20 protein-coding genes are annotated in these 24,156 nt (G+C 72.8%); 5 read left to right on the plus strand and 15 right to left on the minus strand.

Translation table 11 applies throughout. The annotated features are described in order from the left end of the window. The 4 genes from ABT381_RS26465 to rimP all read right to left on the minus strand — a co-directional run. Positions 1-1,095: translation initiation factor IF-2 N-terminal domain-containing protein (locus ABT381_RS26465; RefSeq protein WP_351599053.1), on the minus strand; the 1,095-nt coding region annotated here is incomplete at its 3' end. Positions 1,096-1,244: 149 nt separating this feature from the next. Further along, positions 1,245-1,523, minus strand: a complete 279-nt coding sequence (locus ABT381_RS26470; protein ID WP_223732430.1) for a YlxR family protein — start codon at positions 1,521-1,523, stop codon at positions 1,245-1,247. A gap of 122 nt (positions 1,524-1,645) precedes the next feature. Beyond that, positions 1,646-2,638, minus strand: coding sequence for a transcription termination factor NusA (gene nusA / locus ABT381_RS26475; protein ID WP_351599056.1), 993 nt, complete (start codon positions 2,636-2,638; stop codon positions 1,646-1,648). 2 nt (positions 2,639-2,640) lie between these two features. Continuing rightward, positions 2,641-3,171, minus strand: coding sequence for a ribosome maturation factor RimP (rimP, locus tag ABT381_RS26480; protein ID WP_351599058.1), 531 nt, complete (start codon positions 3,169-3,171; stop codon positions 2,641-2,643). A 160-nt stretch (positions 3,172-3,331) separates the two neighbouring features. On the opposite strand from rimP, the gene ABT381_RS26485 reads away from it, so the two are divergent. From ABT381_RS26485 to ABT381_RS26495, 3 genes are all read left to right on the plus strand, one after another. Beyond that, positions 3,332-3,904, plus strand: coding sequence for a hypothetical protein (locus ABT381_RS26485; RefSeq protein ID WP_351599060.1), 573 nt, complete (start codon positions 3,332-3,334; stop codon positions 3,902-3,904). Continuing rightward, positions 3,904-4,401 (plus strand): ferritin-like domain-containing protein, encoded by a 498-nt coding sequence (locus tag ABT381_RS26490; RefSeq protein ID WP_351599062.1) that lies wholly within the window; start codon positions 3,904-3,906, stop codon positions 4,399-4,401. Before ABT381_RS26485 ends, ABT381_RS26490 begins: the two co-directional genes overlap by 1 nt. A gap of 79 nt (positions 4,402-4,480) precedes the next feature. Further along, entirely contained in the window at positions 4,481-5,395 is a 915-nt protein-coding gene (locus ABT381_RS26495) for an aminoglycoside phosphotransferase family protein (RefSeq protein ID WP_351599064.1), read from the plus strand. A 123-nt stretch (positions 5,396-5,518) separates the two neighbouring features. Here the strand turns inward: ABT381_RS26495 and ABT381_RS26500 are convergent, their stop codons facing one another. The 11 genes from ABT381_RS26500 to ABT381_RS26550 all read right to left on the minus strand — a co-directional run bounded on the left by ABT381_RS26500 (position 5,519) and on the right by ABT381_RS26550 (position 21,783). Next, on the minus strand, positions 5,519-7,219 hold the full coding sequence (locus ABT381_RS26500; protein WP_351599066.1) for a proline--tRNA ligase: 1,701 nt from the start codon (positions 7,217-7,219) through the stop codon (positions 5,519-5,521). 146 nt (positions 7,220-7,365) lie between these two features. Then, positions 7,366-7,899: a GNAT family N-acetyltransferase gene (locus ABT381_RS26505; RefSeq protein WP_351599068.1), complete on the minus strand. Its 534-nt coding sequence runs from the start codon at positions 7,897-7,899 to the stop codon at positions 7,366-7,368. A 120-nt stretch (positions 7,900-8,019) separates the two neighbouring features. Further along, complete coding sequence (locus ABT381_RS26510; RefSeq protein ID WP_351599070.1) at positions 8,020-8,862, minus strand: GNAT family N-acetyltransferase; 843 nt, start codon at positions 8,860-8,862, stop codon at positions 8,020-8,022. A 256-nt stretch (positions 8,863-9,118) separates the two neighbouring features. Continuing rightward, positions 9,119-10,276, minus strand: coding sequence for a flavodoxin-dependent (E)-4-hydroxy-3-methylbut-2-enyl-diphosphate synthase (gene ispG, locus ABT381_RS26515; protein ID WP_351599072.1), 1,158 nt, complete (start codon positions 10,274-10,276; stop codon positions 9,119-9,121). A gap of 174 nt (positions 10,277-10,450) precedes the next feature. Beyond that, complete coding sequence (locus ABT381_RS26520; protein WP_351599074.1) at positions 10,451-11,755, minus strand: M50 family metallopeptidase; 1,305 nt, start codon at positions 11,753-11,755, stop codon at positions 10,451-10,453. Continuing rightward, complete coding sequence (gene dxr / locus ABT381_RS26525; RefSeq protein ID WP_351599076.1) at positions 11,752-13,017, minus strand: 1-deoxy-D-xylulose-5-phosphate reductoisomerase; 1,266 nt, start codon at positions 13,015-13,017, stop codon at positions 11,752-11,754. The genes ABT381_RS26520 and dxr overlap by 4 nt, the downstream gene beginning before the upstream one ends. 212 nt (positions 13,018-13,229) lie before the next feature. After that, positions 13,230-15,152, minus strand: a complete 1,923-nt coding sequence (locus tag ABT381_RS26530) for an acyl-CoA dehydrogenase family protein (protein WP_351599078.1) — start codon at positions 15,150-15,152, stop codon at positions 13,230-13,232. 170 nt (positions 15,153-15,322) lie between these two features. Continuing rightward, the gene (gene rpmF, locus ABT381_RS26535; protein ID WP_351599080.1) at positions 15,323-15,493 is read right to left on the minus strand and encodes a 50S ribosomal protein L32; all 171 of its coding nucleotides are present in this window, start codon (positions 15,491-15,493) and stop codon (positions 15,323-15,325) included. A 210-nt stretch (positions 15,494-15,703) separates the two neighbouring features. Beyond that, entirely contained in the window at positions 15,704-17,164 is a 1,461-nt protein-coding gene (locus ABT381_RS26540; protein ID WP_351599082.1) for an aldehyde dehydrogenase family protein, read from the minus strand. Between the two features lie 248 nt (positions 17,165-17,412). Next, positions 17,413-19,071 (minus strand): PucR family transcriptional regulator, encoded by a 1,659-nt coding sequence (locus tag ABT381_RS26545; RefSeq protein WP_351599084.1) that lies wholly within the window; start codon positions 19,069-19,071, stop codon positions 17,413-17,415. Positions 19,072-19,317: 246 nt separating this feature from the next. Next, entirely contained in the window at positions 19,318-21,783 is a 2,466-nt protein-coding gene (locus ABT381_RS26550) for a type IV secretory system conjugative DNA transfer family protein (RefSeq protein WP_351599086.1), read from the minus strand. A 275-nt stretch (positions 21,784-22,058) separates the two neighbouring features. Between ABT381_RS26550 and gabT the strand changes: the two genes are divergently transcribed. Beyond that, entirely contained in the window at positions 22,059-23,408 is a 1,350-nt protein-coding gene (gene gabT / locus ABT381_RS26555) for a 4-aminobutyrate--2-oxoglutarate transaminase (RefSeq protein ID WP_351599088.1), read from the plus strand. 200 nt (positions 23,409-23,608) lie between these two features. Continuing rightward, a partial coding sequence (locus tag ABT381_RS26560) for a phosphoesterase (protein WP_351599089.1) occupies positions 23,609-24,156 on the plus strand: 548 nt, incomplete at its 3' end.

Here is a 24,156-nt window from a genome sequence, read left to right on the forward strand (position 1 = left end):
CGGAGCGCCGCCGCCACCGCCGGGACGGCCGGCGAAGCCGCCGCCACCGCCGCCGGGACGACCGGCGAAGCCGCCGCCGCCACCCGGACGACCGCCGCCGCCACCACCGGGACGACCGCCGCCACCGGGACCACGGCCACCGCCGGGGCCACCACCGGGACGCGGGCCGGCAGCCGGACGCTGCGGCATCATGCCCGGGTTCGGACGGGCGCCGCCGCCGGGACGGGGACCGCCCTGGCCTGCGCCGCCGCCCTGCGGACGGGGCATGCCGCCCGGAGTCGGACGGTTACCACCGGGAGCCGCGGGACGGGGACCGCCCTGGCCGGCACCCTGCGGGCGCGGGCCGCCGGGGCCACCCTGACCGCCGGGGCGCGGCGCGCCACCGGGACGGGGAGCCTGCGGACGGGCCATGCCCGTGGAGCCGCCGGAGGTGAAGGGGTTGTTGCCCGGACGCGGACCGGACGGACGGTTGCCGCCGGGACGCGGGGCGCCGCCCTGGCGGTCGCCGCCGGGACGCGGGCCACGGTCGCCGCGGCCCTGGCCACGGTCCTGACCGCGGTCCTGACGCTCCTGGCCGGGGCCGGGACGGCCCGGACGCGGGCCGGGGGCGGCACCGCCGGGCTTGGGAGCCTGCGGCGCGGCCGGCGGAGCCTGGAACTCGGGCTGCGCGGGCGCGGCCGGAGCGGGCTTGGGAGCCGGCTTCGGGCCGGGCGTGGGGCGCGGGCCCGGAGCGGGCGCCGCGGAGGGGGTGCTGCTCTTCGGCTCCTCGGGGGCCTTCGGGGCCTCGGGGGCGGCCGGAGCCGCGGGGCCCGGCTTGGGGGCACCCGGCTTCGGGGCAGCGGGACGGGCCGCCTGCGCCGGGGACGGCGTGGACGGCTTTGCGGGCGCCGACTTGCGCGGCGCCGCGGGCTTGCCAGAGGCACGGCCGTTGCCGTTGCCTGCCTGGAAAGCGTCGGTCAGCTTGCGAACAACCGGCGCCTCGATCGTCGAGGACGCCGAACGGACGAATTCACCAAGTTCTTGGAGCTTGGCCATGACGACCTTGCTCTCTACTCCGAACTCCTTGGCGAGCTCGTATACCCGGACCTTAGCCACTTCGCTCCTTCTAGGTCCGGGTTGTCCACCGGACCGTCGCTACTTCATGGGCGTACTCATCGCGTACTCATCGAGTGCTCATCGCAATCTCGACCTACTTCCGACTCGCGAGGTACCTGACCGCACGGTTTTCCGTGCGACGTGCTGTCTTACGGTGTTGCCTGCTCGACGTACTGGCGCAGTGCCGTGGTGTCGAGCGGTCCTGGGCCTCTGAAGGCCCTGGGGAACGCCCGGCGGCGGACCGCCAGGTCGAAACAGACCAGTGTGGGGTGCACGTAAGCACCCCGGCCGGGCAGCGTACCGCGAGGATCGGGGGTGCACTCACCATCGATCATCACGATGCGCAGCAAATCGCCCTTGGCCGCTCGCTCCCGGCATCCCACACAAGATCGCTCAGGGCATGCGCGGGCATGCGTCCGGCCAGACACTGCTTAAGTCTACCTCCCCGTAGCGGCCTCACCCCTATGGGGTAAGGACCGAACGGCTGCTCATATTCCCTCGGTGGCTGACAATCGACGCCGGCGGCACCGGGCCGCCGGCGTTCGTGACGTCAGTCCCGCGGGTCCGGGGCCTCGGTGTCCGGGCGGATGTCGATGCGCCAGCCGGTCAGCCGGGCGGCGAGCCGGGCGTTCTGCCCTTCCTTGCCGATGGCCAGTGACAGCTGGTAATCGGGCACGGTGACCCGCGCGGAGCGCGCGGCCAGGTCCACGATCTCGACCTTCGAGACGCGGGCCGGCGACAGCGCGTGCGCGACCAGGTCGGCCGGGTCGTCCGACCAGTCCACGATGTCGATCTTCTCGCCGTTCAGCTCGGCCATGACGTTGCGGACACGGCCGCCCATCGGACCGATGCAGGCACCCTTGGCGTTCAGCCCCGACCGGGTGGAACGCACCGCGATCTTCGTGCGGTGACCGGCCTCGCGGGCGATGGCGGAGATCTCCACCGAGCCGTCCGCGATCTCCGGGACCTCCAGCGCGAAGAGCTTCTTCACGAGGTTCGGGTGGGTGCGCGAGAGGGTGACCGACGGGCCGCGGACGCCCTTGGCGACGCGGACGACGTACGAGCGCAGGCGCGTGCCGTGCTTGTAGTCCTCGCCGGGGACCTGCTCCTGCACCGGCAGCATGGCCTCCATCTTGCCGATGTCGACCAGGACGTTCTTGGGGTCCTTGCCCTGCTGGACGACGCCGGTGACGACATCGCCCTCACGCCCGGCGTACTCGCCGAAGGTGATCTCCTCCTCGGCGTCCCGCAGCCGCTGCAGGATGACCTGCTTGGCGGTGGTCGCCGCGATCCGGCCGAAACCCGACGGTGTGTCGTCGAACTCGCGGGCCTCCTGGCCCTCCTCGAGGTCGGCCGGGTCCTCCTTCGCCCACACGGTCACATGGCCGGTGTTCCGGTCCAGCTGCACCCGTGCGTGACGGCGGCTGCCCTCGGTGCGGTGGTACGCGATGAGGAGGGCCGACTCGATGGCCTCCACCAGCAGGTCGAAGGAGATTTCCTTCTCCCGCACCAAACCCCGCAGGGCACTCATGTCGATGTCCACGGCTACGCCTCCTCCTGGCTCTCGTCGTTGCTGTCGCCCTCGGCGGGAGCCGGAGCGGTCTTGCGGTTGAACTCGATCTCCACGCGCGCCTTGGCGATCTCGCTGAAGGCGACCCGGCGGGCGGTGGGCTTGCGCCCCTTCACGCCCGGCACTTCGAGATCCAGGCCCTCGTCGTCGACGGCGGTGATCCGGGCGACCAGCTCCCCGCCCTCGTGCAGCTGGGCCTTGATCAGGCGGCCGACGGCCCGGCGGTAGTGCCGCGGCTCGGCGAGCGGGCGGTCGGCGCCGGGAGAGGTGACCTCAAGGGTGTACGCGACGTCACCCATGGCATCCGCGTCGTCCAGGGCCTGCGAGATCTCGCGGCTGAGTGCGGCGCACTCGTCCAGCTGAACGCCGTCGTCGGAGTCGACCACGATCCTCAGCACACGCCGCTTACCCGCGGGGGTCACCTCGATCTCTTCCAGATCCAGGTCTCGCGCGGCGACCAGCGGTTCAAGCAGTCCGCGCAGCCTCTCGCTCTGGGTGGTGCTCATCCGGGTGACTCCTCGGCCGCGTGTGCTGTTGTGGGATGGTCGCGTGTCTGGCCAAAGCCTATCTGTTCCGGCGGGGTACTGACGATTCCGTGCGCGGGCGCGGTTACGCTCGCCTGCGGTGATCACCGGATCACCACCGCAGACCCCCGGGAAGAGGACAGTGCCGCAGCCTGGAACGCACACGAGGAGAAGCATCCTGCTGACCGGCGCCGCGCTCGGAAGCGCGGCGCTGCTCACGGGCTGCGCCGAGCAGTCCGCCGCGTCCGACGACATGGACAGCGCGGCCGGGCGTGCCCTGCTCGGCCGGGCGGCGCGGGACAGCGGCGCGCTGCTGGCCCGGTACGACGCGACGCTGACCGCGCACCCGGCCCTGGAGAAGCGGGTGCGCCCGCTGCGGGACCAAGTCGCCGCGCACATCACGGCGTTCGACGCGCCGGAGGCCACCGGCACCCCGTCCGGCACACCCTCCGCGACCGCTTCGCCGTCCCGTACGCCGGGGAAGCAGCCGCGCGCCCCGAAGGTTCCGGCAAGCGCGCGGCAGGCGCTCGCCGCGCTGGCCGACGCCGAGCGGGACACGGCCGACCGGCGCACCGCGGCCCTCGTCGGCGCCCCGCCGGAGGTCGCCCGGCTGCTCGCCTCGGTCGCCGCGGCCGGCGCCGCGCACGCCTACGTACTCGACTCGCACGGCAAGGGCGGCGGGACGACGGACGAGAAGGACGGGAAGAACGCCTGATGCCGGCGGAGAAGCACGAGAACACGGAGCACGCGGCCGAGCTGAAGGCCCTGCAGAACGCGCTGGCCGCCGAGCACGCCGCGCTCTACGGCTACGGCGTGGTGGGCGCGCGCGTCGACGACGGGCGGCGCAGAGAGGCGCAGGCCGGCTACGACGCCCATCGTGCGCGCCGGGACGAGCTGAGCCGCCGGGTGAGCGCGCTGGGCGGGCACCCGAAAGCCGCTGCCGCGGCGTACGCGCTGCCCTTCCCCGTGCCCGACGCGGCCGCAGCCGTCCGGCTCGCGGCCGAACTGGAGGACCGGGTGGCCGGGGCGTACGCGGACCTCGTACGCGCCTCCACGGGTGCCCGGCGGCGCACGGCGGCCGGATCGCTCCGCGAGGCAGCGGTGCGTGCGGTGCGCTGGCGCGGCAGCGGCGTAGCCTTCCCTGGGCTCGCCGAACGGACCACGGCCGGCGGCCCGTCGCCCACCGCGACCGGATCCGCCGACGCGCTCTGAGCGCGCGGCGGCCACCGGCCGGGACGGCCGCAGGCCCCGCCGGCACCCCGGCACCGCCGACGAAAGGGACAGCTCCAGCATGGCAACGGCACCCATCGAACCGCCGAGACGATTGGTGCGCGCGATCGGCGACGACCCCGCGAGCCCCGCGCGCGCCTGGCTGGACACGCTGCCGGACCGGGTGACGGAGCGGCTGGCGGCCTGGGAACTCACCCCGGAGCGGGTGCACGAGCCCGGCGGCCGCGCCAGCCTCCTGGTCCTGGTCACGCAGCGGGACGGCACGCCGGCCGCGCTGAAGTTCCCGCTCCCGGGACAGCCGGGCGCGGAGGCCGAGGCGGCGGCGCTGACGCGCTGGGACGGCTGGGGCGCGGTACGGCTGTTGGACGCCGACCTGGACAGCGGCGCGCTCCTCCTGGAGCGCCTGCGCGGCGCGGTGTCGCTGCGCTCGCTCCCCGAGGCGAAGGCCCTGCTGGAGGCGGCGGGGACGGTCCGCCGGCTCTGGGTCGCTCCCCCGGAGGAGCACCCCTTCGAGACGCTGGCCGCCCGCACGGAGGCCGCCGTGGCGGCGCTGCGGACCTCGGGCGCGGCGGTCCCCTCCGCCGCCCCGCTGGTCGAGGAGGCCGCGGAGCTGCGCAGCGCGCTGCCCGCCGACGCACCCGAAGAAGTACTCCTGCACGGCGCGTTCCGCCAGGGCAAGGTACTGGCCGGCCACCGCACGCCGTGGCTCGCGGTGGGACCGCGACCGGTCGTCGGGGAACGCGCGTACGACCTGGTCGGACTGGTCCTGGACCGCATGGAGGACCTGGCGGCCGGCACGGGGGCCGCGGCCGCGGCGCGCCGCCGGGTCGCCAAGCTGGCCGACTCCCTGGAGGTCGACCGGGACCGCCTGCGGGGGTGGGTCCTGGTGGGCGCGGCGGAAGCGGGCCTCCAGGCCCTGACGACGGGCGACCGCCCCCGCGGGGAACTGCTGCTGGAGTTTGCGACGTGGCTGTAGCGCCGACGAAGCCCAAATCAAGCCCGTCCGGCGATTGAGGACGAGCGGCCGCCAGGCCGCGATACACGGGGGACGGACGGCAGGCCCGCACCGAACGGCACGGGCCCGCCCCAAGGTCGGAAACTACGCGCTGAGGCGCGCAACGGCCTCCTCGACCGTGACCTCTTCCCGCTCGCCCGTCCGCCGGTCCTTGATCTCGACGACGCCCTCCGCGGCGCGGCGGCCCGCGACGACGATCGTCGGGACGCCGAGCAGCTCCGCGTCGGTGAACTTCACGCCCGGGGAGACCCCGGCCCGGTCGTCGACGAGCACGCGCAGCCCCGCCGCGCCCAGCTTGTCGCCGACCTCCAGCGCCAGCTCCGTCTGCTTGGCCTTGCCCGCCGCGACGACGTGCACGTCCGCCGGGGCGACCTCGCGCGGCCAGCACAGGCCGGACTCGTCGTGGGTCTGCTCGGCGAGCGCCGCCACCGCGCGGGAGACGCCGATGCCGTACGAGCCCATCGTGACCCGGACCGGCTTGCCGTTCTGGCCGAGTACGTCGAGCTCGAAGGCGTCGGCGTACTTGCGGCCCAGCTGGAAGATGTGGCCGATTTCGATCGCCCGGTCGATGACCAGCCCGGCGCCGCACTTCGGGCAGGGGTCGCCCGGCTCGACGACGACCACGTCGAGGTAGTCGTCCACCTCGAAGTCGCGGCCCGCGACGACGTTGCGCGCGTGCTTGCCGTCCTTGTTGGCGCCGGTGATCCAGGACGTGCCGGGCGCGACGCGCGGGTCGGCGATGTAGCGGAACGCCTTGCCGGCCAGGCCCTGCGGGCCGATGTAGCCGCGCACCAGGTCCTCGCGGCCGACGAAGTCCTCGGCGGTGACGACCTCGACGACGGCCGGCGCCAGGTGCTCGCCGAGCTTGCCCAGGTCGACCTCGCGGTCGCCGGGCACGCCCACCGCGACGATCTCGCCGTCCACCTTGACCAGGAGGTTCTTGAGCGTGGCGGAGGCCGGGACGCCCAGGTGCTCGGCCAGCGTCTCGATGGTCGGGGTGTCGGGGGTGTCCAGCTCCTCGATCTCCCCGACGCCGGCCGCGTCCACCGGGGCGACCTTCACGGTCACGGCCTCGGTGTTGGCCGCGTAGTCGCACTGCGGGCAGTCGACGAAGGTGTCCTCACCGGCCGCCGCGGGGGCCAGGAACTCCTCGGAGGCGGAGCCGCCCATCGCGCCGGAGACGGCCGAGACGATGCGGTAGTCGAGACCCAGGCGCGCGAAGATCTTCTGGTACGCCTCGCGGTGCAGCGCGTAGGACTGCGCCAGGCCCTCGTCGGTGGTGTCGAAGCTGTACGAGTCCTTCATCTGGAACTCGCGGCCGCGCAGCACACCGGAGCGGGGGCGCGCCTCGTCCCGGTACTTCGTCTGGATCTGGTACAGCATGACCGGCAGGTCCTTGTAGGACGTGCACTGGTCCTTGACCGTGAGGGTGAAGATCTCCTCGTGGGTGGGGCCGAGGAGGTAGTCGGCGCCCTTGCGGTCCTGCAGGCGGAAGAGCAGGTCGCCGTACTCCTCCCAGCGGCCACTCGCCTCGTACGGCTCCTTGGGGAGCAGCGCGGGCAGCAGGACCTCCTGGCCGCCGATGGCGTCCATCTCCTCGCGCACCACGCGCGAGACGTTCTCCAGCACCTTCTTGCCCAGCGGCAGCCAGGTCCAGATGCCGGCGGAGGTGCGGCGGACGTACCCGGCGCGGACGAGCAGCTTGTGGCTGGCGGTCTCGGCGTCGGCCGGGTCGTCGCGCAGCGTCTTGATCATCAATCGGGACATGCGCTGGACCTGGGCCATGGTGATTCTCCTGCGTAAGAACGGTGTCTGTGGCGAGGTTATCGGGCCGGGCATCGCGCACGGAAATGGATACCGCTCCCCCGGCCCTGGGGAACAGCGGCCGGCCACCCGCCGGACGCCCCAGCCGGCGTCCCGGGCCCGGCCCGTCAGCGGGCCAGCGGCAGCGGCGCGCCCATCACGGCGTACGGCGCGGGGGCGCTCGGGAAGAGCACCCGGCGGGCGAGGTCCTGGTAGCCGAGCGAGCGGTACAGCGCGCGGGCCGGGCTCTCGGTGTCGATCGCGGAGAGGATGCTGCGCGGGTAGGGCGCCTCGTCGGTGATGCGGGTGATCAGCGCCCGGCCGATGCCGCGCTTCTGGTACGCGGGGTGGACGTGCAGCTCGGTGATGACGAAGGAGTCGTCCAGCCAGAAGTCCAGGCCAGTGGCGCGCAGATACGGCTCGACGACGCTGGACCACCAGTGGGAGCGGTCGTTGGGCAGGCCGTACACGAAGCCGGCCAGCCGCCCCTCGGGCGTGGTGGCGCCCAGGGCGCGGGCCCCGGGGGTGGTGAGGTGGCGCAGCACGATGTGGCGCCGTACGCCGATCTCGTCGTCGGTCAGGCCGAAGGCGAGCGCCTGTACGGCCAGCGCTTCGTCCACGCGGGCAGCGAGGTCGAGCGGGCCGACCGCGACGTCATCCATGGTCGGGAGCGTACACAGCGCGGGCGGTGAACACGATCGGTCCGGCCAGTGGGGCCGGGAGAGGCCGCGGCGGCACGGCATCGGCCGGAACGTTACGGCGCCGTTGACCGGCGGCTCGCGTCAGAACAGTACGCTCATGAACGCGCCGACCTCTTCGAAGCCGACCCTGCGGTAGGCGGCCCGCGCCGCGGTGTTGAAGTCGTTCACGTACAGGCTCACGATGGGCGCGACGTCGGCGAGGGCGTAGCGCAGCACGGCCGCCATGCCGGTCTCGGAGAGTCCCTTGCCGCGGTACTCGGGCGCGACCCAGACGCCCTGGACCTGGCAGGCGCGCAGGGTGGCGGCGCCGATCTCGGCCTTGAAGACGACCCGGCCGTTCTCCACCCGGGCGAACGAGCGGCCCGCGCCGACCAGCTCGGCGACCCTGGCCTGGTAGAGCAGCCCGCCGTCGCCGGCCAGCGGCGAGATGCCGACCTCCTCGGTGAACATGGCCACGCACGCGGGCATGATCATGTCCATCTCGTCCTTGCGGATGCGCCGGACGTACGGGTCGGGGGGGATCTCCGCGGCGGGCCGCGTGGTGACCATCAGCGGCTGGTGGGCGCGGACCTCTCGGGCGGGCCCCCAGGCGGGCTCCAGCAGGGACCACAGCTCGGCGGTGGGGGCCGCGGGGCCGACGATGGAGGAGCAGCGGCGGCCCTGGCGGCGGGCACGCTCGGCGAAGGCGCGTACGGCATCAGGGGTGGCGCAGACGGGGACGAGATTGGCCCCGGCGTAGCAGAGGGATTCCAGCCGGCCGTTCTCGTACCAGCCCCACATCTCGCCGCCGAGTCGCCAGGGGTCGAGCCCGGCGACCTGGACCCGGGCGGCGACGAACGCGTTGGCGACCGGGTCGCGGTCCAGGACCGCGAGGGCGTCGTCGAGCTCCCCGGGCTCCAGGACCTTGGTGGTGGTCGTCAGCACGTGTCGGATTGCCTCACCGTGACGGGGCCGGGGGCCGTAAGAGAGCAGGTCCAGGCACTGTACCTCGCGTCCATGCGGCGCGCCCCCCGCCCATCTCGGAGAGAGGTGCGGGGGGCGCGTTGTCGCGGTTGTCCACAGGGGGCGCGAGGGGGTGGGGGCGGGGGCTAGGTTCGGGGGTAGTGCGGTGGAGGTGGGGGAGGGGCCTCGCACCGGGTGGCGGGGAGAGGGAGGGGCCCTGCCACGTAACGGACGAAGGTCAGCCCGCCACAGCCACCGAAGGCTCCCCCGACTCCACCCCGTCCTTCTCCATCTGCTCGGCGATCTTCATGGCTTCCTCGATGAGGGTCTCCACGATCTTCGACTCCGGCACGGTCTTGATGACCTCGCCCTTCACGAAGATCTGCCCCTTGCCGTTGCCCGAGGCCACACCCAGGTCCGCCTCGCGGGCCTCGCCCGGGCCGTTGACCACACAGCCCATCACCGCGACGCGGAGCGGCACCTCCATGCCGTCCAGCCCCGCCGTGACCTCCTCGGCCAGCTTGTACACATCCACCTGCGCCCGCCCGCACGACGGACACGACACGATCTCCAGGCGGCGCTGGCGCAGGTTCAGCGACTCCAGGATGGAGATACCGACCTTGATCTCCTCCGCCGGCGGCGCCGACAGCGAAACCCGGATGGTGTCGCCGATGCCCTCGCTCAGCAGCGCGCCGAAGGCGACCGCCGACTTGATGGTGCCCTGGAAGGCCGGGCCCGCCTCGGTCACGCCCAGGTGCAGCGGGTAGTCGCACTGCGCCGCCAGCTGCCGGTAGGCGTTGACCATCACCACCGGGTCGTTGTGCTTGACGGAGATCTTGATGTCCCGGAAACCGTGCTCCTCGAAGAGCGACGCCTCCCACAGGGCCGACTCCACCAGCGCCTCGGGCGTGGCCTTGCCGTACTTCTGCAGCAGCCGCCGGTCCAGCGAACCCGCGTTCACCCCGATCCGGATCGGCGTCCCCGCGTCATTGGCCGCCTTCGCGATCTCCTTGACCTTGTCGTCGAACTGCTTGATGTTGCCCGGATTCACCCGCACCGCCGCGCACCCCGCGTCGATCGCCGCGAAGACGTACTTGGGCTGGAAGTGAATATCCGCGATCACCGGGATCTGCGACTTCTTCGCGATCACCGGCAGCGCGTCCGCGTCGTCCTGCGTCGGGCACGCCACCCGCACGATCTGGCAGCCGGACGCCGTCAGCTCCGCGATCTGCTGCAGCGTCGACCCGATGTCCGCCGTACGCGTCGTCGTCATCGACTGCACCGACACCGGTGCGTCCCCGCCCACGGCCACCGGCCCGACGTGGATCTTGCGGCTGACGCGGCGGTCGGCGAGCTTGGTCGGTACGTCCGGCATTCCCAGCGCAATGGCAGTCATCTGACGAGCAACCCCAAGGTGTGATTCAGGACCCGAGATCGGCGGGCTCCGGGGCCGAGGTTACGTCACAGGGGTTGCCGGAGGCACATCGCACGGGTTTACACCGCCCGAAAGGACGGTTGCCGGACACCCGTACGCGGCCGTACGGGTGTCCGGCAGTCCGGAAGCGGTCCGCTAGCCCGTCAGCCGTACCGGGTTGACCACGTCCGCGACCAGCACCAGCAGCGTGAAGCAGATGAAGATGCCGGCGACGACGTAGGCGACGGGCATGAGCTTCGCCACGTCGAAGGGGCCGGGGTCGGGGCGCCGGAAGACCTTGGCGAAGGCGCGGCGCAGCGACTCCCACAGGGCGCCCGCGATGTGCCCGCCGTCCAGCGGCAGCAGCGGCAGCATGTTGAACAGGAAGAGGGAGAGGTTGAACCCCGCGACCAGGAAGAGCATGGTCGCCACCCGCTGCGAGGGCGGGATGTCCAGGGAGAAGACCTCGCCGCCGACGCGGGCCGCGCCGACCACGCCCATCGGGGAGTCCTGCTTGCGCTCGCCGCCGTTGAACGCGGCGTTCCACAGGTCGGGGACCTTGCCGGGCAGCGCGATCAGCGAGCCGACGCCCTGCTTGACCATGTTGCCCATGCGGTCGACGGACTGGCCGAGGTCCTGCCGGACGATGCCGCTGGCGGGCGTGAAGCCGAGGAAGCCGGCCGTGACGTACTGGCCGGCGACGTAGCCGCCGTGGCCATCGGTCCTGGCGACCTTGTTCTTGATCAGGTCGGCGTGCAGGACCTTCCGCGCGCCGTCCCGCTCCACGGTGATCGTCGCGGGTCCCGTGGTGTCGCGGATGGACCGCTGGAGGGTGTCCCAGTCGGGCACGGCGCGCCCGTCGAAGGCCACGATCCGGTCGCCGGCCCGCAGGCCCGCCGCCTTGGCCGGGGAGTCCTTGGCGTCGGACGGGCACTTGTCGGTCTTGGCGGAGGCCGCGATGACGCAGTCCGAGACCGAGCCGACCTGGGTGGTCTGGGTGTTGATGCCGAAGCCCATCAGGACGCTCATGAAGATCACGACCGCGAGGATCAGGTTCATGAACGGCCCGGCGAACATCACGATGACGCGCTTCCAGGGCTTACGGGTGTAGAACAGCCGCTTCTCGTCCCCCTCCTGCAGCTCCTCGAAGGCGGCCGAGCGGGCGTCCTCGATCATGCCGCGCCAGGGCGAGGTGGAGCGGGCCGAGAGCTTCCCGTCGTCGCCGGGCGGGAACATCCCGATCATGCGGATGTAGCCGCCGGCCGGGATGGCCTTGACGCCGTACTCGGTGTCGCCCTTCTTGCGGGAGAAGATCGTCGGACCGAAGCCGACCATGTACTGCGGCACGCGGATGCCGAACATCTTCGCCGTCGAGAGGTGCCCCAGCTCGTGCCAGGCGATCGAGAAGAGCAGGCCGACGACGAAGACGACGATGCCCAGGACGGTCATCCAGGTCGTCATGCGCGAGCCTCCGATGGTGTACGTGCCGCACGGGCGGCCAGTTCGCGGGCGCGGGCGCGCGCCCAGGTCTCCGCTTCCAGTACGTCCGAGAGGGTCAAAGACGTTCCCGGCGCGGGCGTGCCGTGCTCGGCGACGACTTCGGCGACCGTATCGACAATTCCTGTGAACGGCAGCCCGCCCTTCAAGAATGCGTCCACGCATTCCTCGTTGGCGGCGTTGAAGACGGCCGGTGCCGTGCCCCCGAGCGTGCCGACGTGGCAGGCGAGCGGTACGGAGGGGAAGGCGTCCTCGTCCAGCGGGAAGAACTCCCAGGTGTGGGCCTTGGTCCAGTCGATGCCCGGCGCCGCGTCCGGCACCCGGTCGGGCCAGCCCAGCCCCAGCGCGATCGGCATCCGCATGTCGGGCGGGCTGGCCTGGGCGAGGGTGGAGCCGTCGGTGAACTCCACCATGGAGTGGATGTAGGACTGCGGGTGGACCACGACCTCGATGCGCTCGAACGGCACGTCGTACAGCAGGTGTGCCTCGATGACCTCCAGGCCCTTGTTGACCAGGGTCGCGGAGTTGATCGTGATGACCGGGCCCATCGCCCAGGTGGGGTGCGCGAGCGCCTGCTCGGGCGTGACGGCGGCCAGCTCGGCCTTGCTGCGGCCGCGGAACGGGCCGCCGGAGGCGGTGACGACGAGCTTGCGCACCTCTTCGCGGCGGCCGCCCATCAGCCCCTGGAAGAGCGCGGAGTGCTCGGAGTCGACGGGGACGATCTGGCCGGGCTTCGCGAGCGCCTTGACCAGCGGGCCGCCCACGATCAGCGACTCCTTGTTGGCGAGCGCCAGGGAGGCGCCGCTCTCCAGGGCCGCGAGGGTGGGGGCGAGGCCGATGGAGCCGGTGATGCCGTTCAGTACGGTGTGGCACTTGGTGGCGGCGAGCTGGGTGGCCGCGTCGGGCCCGGCCAGGATCTCCGGCAGCGGCTCGCCCGTTCCGTACTGCGCCGACAGCGCCTCGCGCAGCGCGGGCACCACGTCCTCGCGGGCCACCGCGACCGTACCGACGCGCAGCTGCCGCGCCTGCTCGGCGAGGAGCGCGACCCGGCCGCCCGCCGCGGACAGGCCGGTGACGCGGAAGCGGTCCGGATTGCGCAGGACGAGATCGATCGCCTGGGTGCCGATGGAGCCGGTCGAACCGAGGATCACGATGTCGCGTGGCTCGCCGGGTGCGGCGGCCGGCGGGTCGAAACGCAGGTGCGGATGGGCGAGGGATTCCGTCATGGGCACCATTGTGGCCGGTCACGTCCGGAGTACGGACACCAGCTCGCAGGAGATCCGGCCGGACGGGGGCGCCGGGAGGCGCGACGGGTGGTGCGCGCGGGTGTCGGCCACGCCGTACGGGCCGGTCCCCTGCCTGCGGGGACCGGCCCGTCCCCCGTCCCGTCACCGGCGGCTCCGCCCGTCACCGGAGCCGCCGGTGCACGTTCCGTTCCTCAGCCCCGGATCCGGCGGTGCACGTTCTCCCTCCGCGCGGGCCCCGGCGTCGCGTCCGCGATCCACGGACCGTCGCCGCTGGGGTCGATGATGCCCTCCTCCAGCCAGGTGTACGTGCCGGTCAGCACCCCGGCCACGACCTTGCGGTCCAGCTCGTCGGTGTTGGTCCACAGCCGCGCGAACAGCTCCTCGACCCGGACCCTGGCCTGCCGGCAGAACACCTCGGCGAGCTGGTGCGCCTCGCGGCCGTGCTCGCCGGTGGCCAGCAGGTGCTCGGCCCGTACGCACGCCGCGCTCATCGCGAAGAGCTCCGCGCCGATGTCCACGATCCGCCCGAGGAAGCCCTGCTTGGTCTCCATCCGGCCCTGCCAGCGCGACATCGCGTAGAACGTGCTGCGCGCGAGCTTGCGGGCGTTGCGTTCGACGTACCGCAGGTGTGTCGCCAGCTCGCCGAACTCCGCGTACGTGCCGGGCACCTGGCCGGGCCCGGCGACCAGCTTGGGCAGCCAGCGGGCGTAGAAGCCGCCCGCGCGCGCCGCCGCCTTCCCCTTGTCCCCGAGCGATTTGTCGGGGTCGATGAGGTCGCCGGCGACCGAGAGGTGGGCGTCCACCGCCTCGCGGGCGATGAGCAGGTGCATGATCTCCGTCGAGCCCTCGAAGATCCGGTTGATGCGCATGTCGCGCAGTACCTGCTCGGCCGGTACGGCCCGCTCGCCGCGTGCCGCGAGCGACTCCGCGGTCTCGAAGCCGCGGCCGCCGCGGATCTGTACCAGCTCGTCGGCCATCAGCCAGCCCATCTCGGAGCCGTACAGCTTGGCGAGCGCCGCTTCGATGCGGATGTCGTTGCGGTCCTCGTCGGCCATCTGCGAGGAGAGGTCGACGACGGCCTCCAGCGCGAAGGTGGTGGCCGCGATGAAGGAGATCTTGCCGCCCACCGCCTCGTGCTGGGCGACCGGCTTGCCCCACTGCTCGCGCGCCGCCGACCACTCGCGGGCGATCTTCAGGCACCACTTGCCGACGCCGACGCACATCGCGGGCAGCGACAGCCGTCCGGTGTTGAGCGTGGTCAGCGCGATCTTCAGGCCGGCGCCCTCGGGGCCGATGCGGTTCGCGGCCGGCACCCGCACCCGGTGGAAGCGGGTGACGCCGTTCTCCAGGCCGCGCAGCCCCATGAAGGCGTTGCGGTTCTCCACCGTGATGCCGTCCGAGCCCGCCTCGACGACGAAGGCGGTGATGCCGCCCCTGTGCCCCTCGGACTTCGGGACGCGGGCCATCACCACGAGCAGGTCGGCGACGACCCCGTTGGTCGTCCACAGCTTGACGCCGTCCAGTACGTACTCGTCCCCGTCCGGTACGGCCATGGTGGCCAGCCGGGCCGGGTCCGAACCTACGTCCGGTTCGGTCAGCAGGAACGCGGAGATGTCCGTACGGGCCAGCCGCGGCAGGAACTGGTCCTTCTGCTCCTGCGTGCCGAAGAGCTTCAGCGGCTGCGGTACGCCGATCGACTGATGCGCGGAGAGCAGCGCGCCGACCGCCGGGCTGACGGAACCGACCAGTGCCAGCGCCTTGTTGTAGTACACCTGGGTGAGGCCCAGGCCGCCGTACTTGGTGTCGATCTTCATGCCGAGCGCGCCGATCTCCTTGAGACCGGCGATGGTCTCGTCGGGGATCCGCGCCTCGCGCTCGATGCGCGCACCGTCGATCTTCGTCTCGCAGAAGTCGCGGAGCTTGGCGAGGAATTCCTCGCCGCGCTGGACCGCGTCCGGGGCAGGGGTGGGGTGCGGGTGTATGAGGTCGAGCCGAAAGCGCCCCAGGAACAGTTCCTTGGCGAAGCTGGGCTTACGCCAGTCCTGTTCACGGGCCGCCTCGGCGACCTGCCGGGCCTCGCGCTCGGAGACGTTGCGGGTGGATGGAGCGGTCATGAGGAGGGTCACCTCACCGCGGAGTCGGGTCATCCGTACCGGTCCGCCGGGTTGGCTACCGGTCAGTTCGCCTGCCCGGGTTGGCTACCGGTCAGTGCTACTTGTGAGTCTCTACCCGATCCGCAGGACTTGCACCAGCCTTGGCGCAGGTTCGGCCGCCCGGCCGTACCTCACTTCGCCGGATCGATCAGCCCCCGCTGGTACGCCTTCACGAGGCGGCGCGGCACGGTGTACTGGCTGCCGTCGATGGTGATCGGCACCAGGTCGGGCTGCGCGGCCTTCCAGTTGGAGCGGCGATGACGGGTGTTGGAGCGGGACATCTTCCGCTTGGGGACGGCCATGGGAATCCTCCTGTCGGCAGGGCTCGGTACGGTCGCCAGCCTACCTGAAAATGATTCCCATATGCATCACGGCTGCTGTGCATCACGGGCCGTGCCGAGCGCCCGTGGGCGGCCAGGGCGTCCGTCCGGACACGCCGGAGGGCCGGGGCGCACCCGATATGCGCCCCGGCCCCTGCTGTCCGGTTGCCGGCCGTCCGTGCGGCCGGTGCGTCAGAGTTCCAGCCCGGTCATCACCATCACTCGCTCGTAGGTGTAGTCGTCCATCGCGTAGCGAACGCCCTCGCGGCCCACACCGGACTGCTTGGCGCCGCCGTACGGCATCTGGTCGGCGCGGTACGACGGCACGTCGCCGATGATCACGCCGCCCACCTCCAGCACCTTGTGGGCGCGGAAGGCGGTCTGCAGGTCGTGCGTGAACACGCCTGCCTGGAGGCCGTACTTGGAGCTGTTGACGGCGGCGAAGGCCGCGGCCTCGCCGTCCACCTTCTGCACCGACAGGACCGGCCCGAAGACCTCTTCGCAGGCGAGGGTGGTGCCCTCGGGGAGGTCGGCCAGCACGGTCGGCGCGTACGTGGCACCCTCGCGCTTGCCGCCGGCGAGCAGCTGGGCGCCGGCCTGCACGGCCTCGTCGACCCAGGACTCCACGCGCTGCGCGGCGGCCTCGCTGACCAGCGGGCCGACCTCGGTGGCGGGGTCCGTCGGGTCGCCGGTGACCTGCGCCTCGACGGCCGCGACGATCTTCGGCAGCAGCCGGTCGTACACGGCCGCGTCGGCGATCACGCGCTGCACGGAGATGCAGGACTGGCCGCCCTGGTAGTTGGAGAAGGTGGCGATGCGCTGCGCCGCCCAGTCCAGGTCCGCGTCGGAGGCGTAGTCGGCGAGGACGACGGCCGCGCCGTTGCCGCCCAGCTCCAGGGTGCAGTGCTTGCGCGGCACCGAGTCCATGATCGCGTAACCGACCGTCTCGGAACCGGTGAAGGAGATCACCGGCAGCCGCTCGTCCTGGACCAGCGCGGGCATCCGGTCGTTCGGCACCGGGAGGATGCTCCAGGAGCCGGCCGGCAGGTCGGTCTCGGCCAGCAGCTCGCCGAGGATCAGGCCGGAGAGCGGGGTGGCCGGGGCGGGCTTGAGGATGATCGGGACGCCGGCCGCGATCGCCGGGGCGACCTTGTGGGCGCTCAGGTTGAGCGGGAAGTTGAACGGCGCGATGCCGAGCACGGTGCCCTTGGGCACGCGGCGGATCAGCGCGAGACGGCCGGTGCCGCCGCCGTCGGTGTCCAGGCGCATGGCCTCGCCGGCGTTGAAGCGGCGGGCCTCCTCGGCGGCGAAGCGGAAGACCGACACGGCGCGGCCGACCTCGCCGCGCGCCCACTTGATCGGCTTGCCGTTCTCCGCGGAGATCAGCTGCGCGATCTCCTCCGTACGCTCCACCAGGCGCTTGGTGACGTGGTCCAGCGCGGCGGCGCGCACGTGGGCGGGGGTGGCGGCGAACTCGGCCTGGACCGCGACGGACGCGGCCACGGCCTCCTCGACCTGCTCCTCGGTGGGCACGCTCACGGTGCCGACGGTGCGGCCGTCCCAGGGCGAGGTGACCTCGAAGGTCTCCGTGCCGGTGGCGGCTCGGCCGGCGAGCCAGAAAGCCGTGGTGGCTGCGTCATTACGGTTCGGCACAGTGGATACCGGCCCTTCTCGGTGGCGTGGTGCGTGGCGTGCCGGCCGGTACGCGCGGCTGCTGCCTGCCGCTCCCGACCTCGGTCGCCCTTCCGGACGGGGTCCACGGTAGGGCGGCACTCCCGGACCGGTGTTTGTCCGGGACGTACTACTACGGGAGCGCGATCCGCCGGTTTGGCGAGTGCGGGGTCGGTTTCCCGCCGTCCGCGCGCTCTCCGCCGCGCCTCCGGCGGCTCAGGCGCGGGCTCTCAGGCGTCCGGGGACAGTGTCGTGGCCTTCAGGGCCAGCCACAGTTCCATCCGTACGTCCGGGTCGTCCAGCGAGCGGCCGAGGATCTCCTCGACGCGGCGCATCCGGTAGCGCAGCGTGTGCCGGTGCACCCCGAGGTCGGCGGCGGCCGCGTCCCACTGGCCGTGCCGGGACAGCCAGGCCCGCAGTGAGGCGACGAGGTCGCCGCGGCCGGTCGCGTCGTGGTCGTGCAGCGCCCGCAGCATGCCGTCGGCGAAGGCGCGTACCGCGTCGTCGGCGAGCAGCGGCAGTACGGAGCCGGCCGCCACGTCCTCGTGCTCGACCAGGACCCGCGCCCGCCGCCTGGCCACCGACAGCGCCTGCTCGGCCTGGCGGTACGCGGTCGCCGCCGCGGCCGGCCCGGACGGCGCGGAGAGGCCCACGGCCAGGCCCGGCGTGCCGCGTACCGTGTCGCCGCCGGCCGCGCCCTTGCGCTTGCCCGCGCCGTTCCCGGACCGGGCCTCCAGCGCGGCGGCGTGGTCGGCGCACGCCTCGATGGCGGCGCCGCCGTCCGTCGCGAGCACGGTCAGCCGGGTGCCGTCCGGGACCGCGAGCACCGCCTCGCCGCCGCGCGCCGCCGCAGACTCCATCGCGTCGGCCAGCGCGTCCAGCGCGGCCGGGGTTCCGTCGGCGGACCGGTCCTCGCCGTTCCCGTTCCCGTTCGCGTTCCCGTTCACCGGCTCGGCCACCAGTACCCGGAACGGCGCGTCCAGCAGCCCGCCGTACAGCCTCCCGGCCACAGCCCGCGCGTGGTCCGGCTCGCCGGCCAGCAGCATCCGCAGCACCGCGGCGCCGAGCCGCTGCTCGGCGTCCTGCAGCGCGCGGGACCGTTCGGTGGTCAGGGTCAGCAGGGCGACGGCGGAGTGCACGGCGTACCGCTCGGCTGTGCCCAGCGGGGCGCCCGTGCCGACCGCGAGGACGCCGCGCGCCCGGCGCCCGGTGCCCAGCGACTGCAGCTCCACCCGGTCGTCGCCCTCGGTGTCCGCCACCACCGAACTCGCGGGGGCCGGCCGCTCCCGCAGCCGCGCGATGTCGGCGGTGAGGCGGGCGGCGCGGCGGGCCGCCCAGTCGGGGGCCGCGGCGACGACCGTGCCGGAGGCGTCGTACAACGCGGCCCAGCCCTTGAGGTGCGCGGCGAGCCGGGCGAGCAGCTCCGCCGGGCCCTCGGCGCTCAGCGCCGCCCGCGTCAGCTCCCGCTGCGCCTCGAAGCCCTCGGTCACCGCCCGGTACTGATCGGCCGCCACGGCCGCCGAGACGGCCTTGCTGATCGCCACGAACGGCGTCCGGCGCGGCACCGCCAGCAGCGGGAAGTCCGCCTCGCGGGCCGCGGTGAGCAGCGCCTCGGGCACGTCGTCGTAATTCACCCCGACCGCGAAGCCCAGGCCGACCACCCCGGCCCCGGCGACGCGGTGTACGTAGCGCCGCGCGACCTCCGGGTCCTCCGCGTCCAGCTTGAGCGCGGTGATCAGCAGCAGCTCGCCGCCCTCCATGTACGGGACGGGGTCGATCAGCTCGCTCACGTGCGCCCAGCGCACCGGTGTGTCCAGCCGGTCCTCGCCCGCGAGCACGGTCAGCTTGAGCGCGGAGTGGTGGGCGAGGGAGGCGAGGGTGTGAGGCATGGGACCTTCGTTGCGCGTGAGGCGTGTGGCGGGGGTTTTCTCCGTCCCGTACGAACGGCCACCCCCGATTCTGCCTCAGCGGAGGAATCAAGGCGGCCACTTCGGGGGCCACGAGGGCCGTACGGAGCCGCGAGGGCCGCCGTACGGGACGGGTCCCGGCGCGGAGCCGCACCCGACAGCGCACGCCCCTCCGCCGCGCGCCGCCCCACGGCTCCCCGCCGCCCCACGGCATTCCGCCCCCGCGCGTCACCCCCGCAGATCCACCAGCACCGGTGGTGCCGACTCCCCCGTCACGGACGTCACCGACAGCACCGCGTGCCCGGCCGGTACGGCGTTGGCCAGGTCCGACGCCGACCACCGCTCCCGCTCCACGGTCCGCACCGTCACCGCCTTCGCCGTCACGTCCTTCCCCGTCACCAGCCGCCTGATCGAGTGCATCAGCTTGGTGAACGGCTCATCGGACACGATCTGCCGGTCGGTGACGTCCCGCGTCTCCACCCACGCCTTGCCCCACACCTCGGCGAAGCGCGCGCCGTCCCACGTCGTCACGCCCGCAAACGCCATCCGGCAGCCGACCGTCCCCAGCAGCGCGCCACGCAGCGCCTCGGGCACGTCGTCCAGCGCCCGCAGCGTCAGCACGACCCCCGCGTTCGCGGACCGCAGCCGTTGCAGCCCCCGCAGCGCCTCCTGCGTCACGACATGCGAGGCGTCGTCGAGCACCAGGCACGCGAACACCGACCGGTCGGAGCGCGCCACCGCGCACTCCGTGAACTGCGCCAGCACGAGTCGCGCGAGAATCCGCGACGCGTCGGCGTGCCCGCGCTCGGGCAGTTCGATCCGCACCCGCAGCGGGCGGTCCAGCGCCCGCAGCGACACCTGCCGCGACTGCCCCGAGGGGTCGAAGAAGCCGGCGAACGCGGGCCGGTCCAGCAACGCGATCCGGTCCGCGAGCAGCGCGCCCACGTCCCCGGCACGCGCCGCCTGCCGCTCCCGCGCGTCCAGCTCGCGCAGCGCACCGTTCTCCCCCGCCGCATCCAGCGCGCCCCGCAGCGCGGCCATCGCCTCCGGCGACCCGTCCAGCAACTCCCGCAGTTCCGCCACCCCGGGAAACCGCCCGTACGCCACCCGGAACGGCCCCAGCAACTGCCCCAGCACCGTCCCCGCCCGCCGACTCTCCCCACCCGGCGCCCCCGCCACCACATCCCCCACCAACGCCTCCGCCAACACGGCAGCGGCCTCATCGGGGTCGGTGGTACCGCCGTAGAGGTCGAGGTCACAGGGGGATTCGCGGTGCCCGACGCGGACGACGGCATCGAACGCGTCGTCCCCCGCCGGCCCGGTTCCGGCCGCCCCGACCGAGACCACCGCGGCCCGGCCGGCGAGCGCCTGCAGGCACATCGTCTCCAGGACGGGGCGCACCAGGCGGTTCGTCTTGCCCGCACCGGGCGGTCCGACCGCCAGCAGCGAGGTCCCGAGCACGGCCGGGTCGAGCGCGTACCCGACGCCGCGCCGCTCGTAGGGGTTGCGGACGTCGTCGGAGGCGGTGCCGATGCGTACCTGGCCGGTGAGCAGATCGTGCCGGGCGGTCCGCACCGGCAGGTCGCGGGCGCCGGAGGGGTGGCCGCAGGCGCCGGAGCCGTGCTGCTGGACGTTGTCGACGAACGCGGGGAAGCGGCTGGTCTGCACCCGTACGGACTCCCAGGCCCGGGTGATCCGCGCATGATCGACATCATTCATCAGCCCGGCCCGCGCCTCCCGGGCCAACCGCTCCGCAGCGTCCCCCGCCCCCGCGGCCCGCAACTCGGCCCATTCGGCGTGGTCGACCTGGAGGACGGGCGCGGCGGAGGCGGACCCGTCCGCGTCGTCGGCCCTACGGCGTTGACCCGCGGGGGTATAGCGGCGCCACACCTCGGCCCAGCACCCGAAGGGGCTGAAGAGCGCCAGCAGCAGCGCGAGGTCGATGAGGGAGTAGCTCGTGGAGTAGTAGAAGTACGACGCCGCGTCGCCCGAGACGGGGGTCAGATTCTCCAGCTGGAGCATGAGGAGCGACGCATCGCGCGACTCGTCGGTGCACCACTGCCAGAGGAACCAGACGACGGCCAGGGTCAGCACGGCACGCAGGATCAGCGCGCCACCGGGCAGGGCAGCGGGGGCCTTCGGGGCCAGCCAGCCGGGCAGCCTTTTCCACACCCGGCGGCCCGCGGGGGCGAGCAGCCGCCGGAAGAGGGCGGGCCACCGCCCGACCCGTCCGAAGACGACGACGATCACGCCGAGGATGAGCGCCATGTAGACGAACGAGGAGATGACGCCCGTATTACCCGTCTTCCAGGAATCGGGCAGCATCACTTCCAGGGGCCACTTCCAGTACGGCCCGAGATAGCCGTTCATCAGCAGCGACCACAGCAGCCAGGCGCACAGGAACGAGATGACGGCTCCGGCGATCAGCTGCGGCACCGCGATCTCGTGCGGCTCCTCCTTCGGCCGGGGCCGGTGTTCGAAGGACCAGATGCCCGGGCCCGCCAGGACGCGTGGGGCGCGGAGCCAGGTCATGAAGGGGGATTCCGGCGCGCCGGGCGCACCGCCGGGCACCGGTCCCGCACCAGGTGGCGCCTTCGGCATCGGCGGCACAGCCGCCGGAGCGGGCGGGGGCGCCGGATGCGGGATTCCGGGCGAGTGGGTGTTGCGTGCGTCGTGCGTGCCCTCGGTGTCCATCCGGTGTCCCTGTTCCCCCTAGTCAGCGGCGGCGGTGCGGCGAACGGCGATCGGTGTGCCGCGGATCAATCTACTGGCCGGACGCCGTCGTCATACCCGTCCCGCGCTATGTCCGGTGCGGACAACGCGGGGCGCGCACTTCTCCCGAACGGTGCATGCCGCTCCCGCCCCGCCGCCCCTAGCCTGCGAGGACAACCCCTCAGTACGTCCAGTACGCGCGGTACGTCCCGTAGTACGTCACCTCTGTGCGTCCTCGTTGCTTCCAGGAGACTCCCATGTCCGAACTGACCGGAGGCCCCGCCCTCCCCCAGGAGCGCCGCGTCGTCACCGCGATCCCCGGCCCCAAGTCCCAGGCGCTGTGGGAGCGCAAGCAGGCCACCGTGGCGGCCGGTGTCGGCGCGGTCCTGCCCGTCTTCATCAAGCGCGCCGGCGGTGGCGTCCTGGAGGACGTGGACGGCAACTCCCTCATCGACTTCGGCTCCGGCATCGCCGTGACCTCGGTCGGCAGCAGCGCCGAGGCCGTCGTGCGCCGCGCGACCGCGCAGCTCGCGGACTTCACCCACACCTGTGCCATGGTCACGCCGTACGAGCCCTACATCGAGGTCTGTGAGGCGCTCGCCGAGCTGACCCCGGGCGACCACGAGAAGAAGTCGGCGCTGTTCAACTCCGGCGCCGAGGCCGTGGAGAACGCCGTCAAGATCGCGCGTGCGTACACCAAGCGGCAGGCCGTGGTCGTGTTCGACCACGGTTACCACGGCCGTACGAACCTGACGATGGCGCTGACGGCGAAGAACATGCCGTACAAGCACGGCTTCGGGCCGTTCGCGCCCGAGGTGTACCGCGTGCCGCTGGCGTACCCCTACCGCTGGCTGACCGGCCCGGAGAACTGTGCGCAGGAGGCCGCCGACCAGGCCATCTCGCAGATCACCAAGCAGATCGGCGCCGAGAACGTCGCCGCGATCATCATCGAGCCCGTGCTCGGCGAGGGCGGCTTCATCGAGCCGGCGAAGGGCTTCCTGCCCGCCATCGCGAACTTCGCGAAGGAGAACGGGATCGTCTTCGTCGCGGACGAGATCCAGTCCGGCTTCTGCCGGACCGGTCAGTGGTTCGCGTGCGAGGACGAGGGCATCGTCCCGGACCTGATCACGACCGCGAAGGGCATCGCCGGCGGTCTGCCGCTGGCGGCCGTGACCGGGCGCGCGGAGATGATGGACGCCGCGCACGCGGGTGGCCTGGGCGGTACGTACGGCGGTAACCCGGTGGCCTGCGCCGCCGCGGTCGGTGCCATCGAGACCATGCGCGAGCAGGACCTCAACGGCAAGGCCAAGCGCATCGAAGAGGTCATGAAGGCCCGGCTGACCACCATGGCCGAGAAGTACGACATCATCGGCGAGGTCCGCGGCCGCGGCGCGATGATCGCGATCGAGCTGGTGCAGTCCGGCTCGAAGGACCCGAACCCGGAGGCGACCTCGGCGCTGGCCAAGGCGTGCCACCAGGAGGGCCTGCTCATCCTGACCACCGGCACGTACGGCAACGTCGTGCGCTTCCTGCCGCCGCTGGTCATCGGCGAGGACCTGCTGAACGAGGGTCTGGACATCCTGGAGAACGCCTTCGCCGCGCTCTAGAGCGAAGGAAGGCGTTCCTTCCCACGCGAGCCGCTGAGTGCCCGTACGGACATCCGTACGGGCACTCAGCGCTTGCCGGACGCGGAATCCGGGCTACCGGCCCGAAGTGGCGAGACGGCGTGAAGAAGATGTGCGGGGGCCATGGCGGGTGGGTGATCCGCCTGTCGGAGGGCCGCCGCTCTGCCGTACGGTTTCTGCAGATGAGAGAAACACCTCGCTCGCAGGGGACTGCGAGCGATGCCCGGTCGGCGCTTCCCCGGCTTCGACCTGGCTGTGCCCTCGCGCACACCACCGGAGCCTCCGGCTCCGGGAATCCTCACCGATCGGATGGACGCGCGCCCCAGACCCCCCGGGGCGCGCGGTTCGCCGGTCAGCACGGCCGTCCCGGAACCACCCCCCCTGTTCCGGGGCGGCCGGCCTCTCTTCACGCGCTCGCGTGCACACTGACCGCGACGCTCGCGCTCTTCGCGCTCCTCACCTGGCAGGTCGCGGCACACGGGCCGCTGCTGCGGCTGGACGCCCGGCTGGATCACGTACTCCTGGACCGCGCCCTCCCGGCGCCGCTCGCCGAACTCCTCGCCGACCTGGGCAACATGGCGGTGGCCCTGCCCGTACTGCTGGCCGCCGCCGCGTACGCCGCGTGGCGCGCCCGCGCCGCGGGACTCCCCCACTGGTGGCTGCCGCCGCTCGCCGCCGCCGTCGCAATGGCCGCGGTGCCGGCGCTCGTCGGGCCGCTGCAGGCCGCGCT

Source organism: Streptomyces sp. NPDC000151, from assembly GCF_040301705.1.
Classification (GTDB): Bacteria; Actinomycetota; Actinomycetes; order Streptomycetales; family Streptomycetaceae; genus Streptomyces.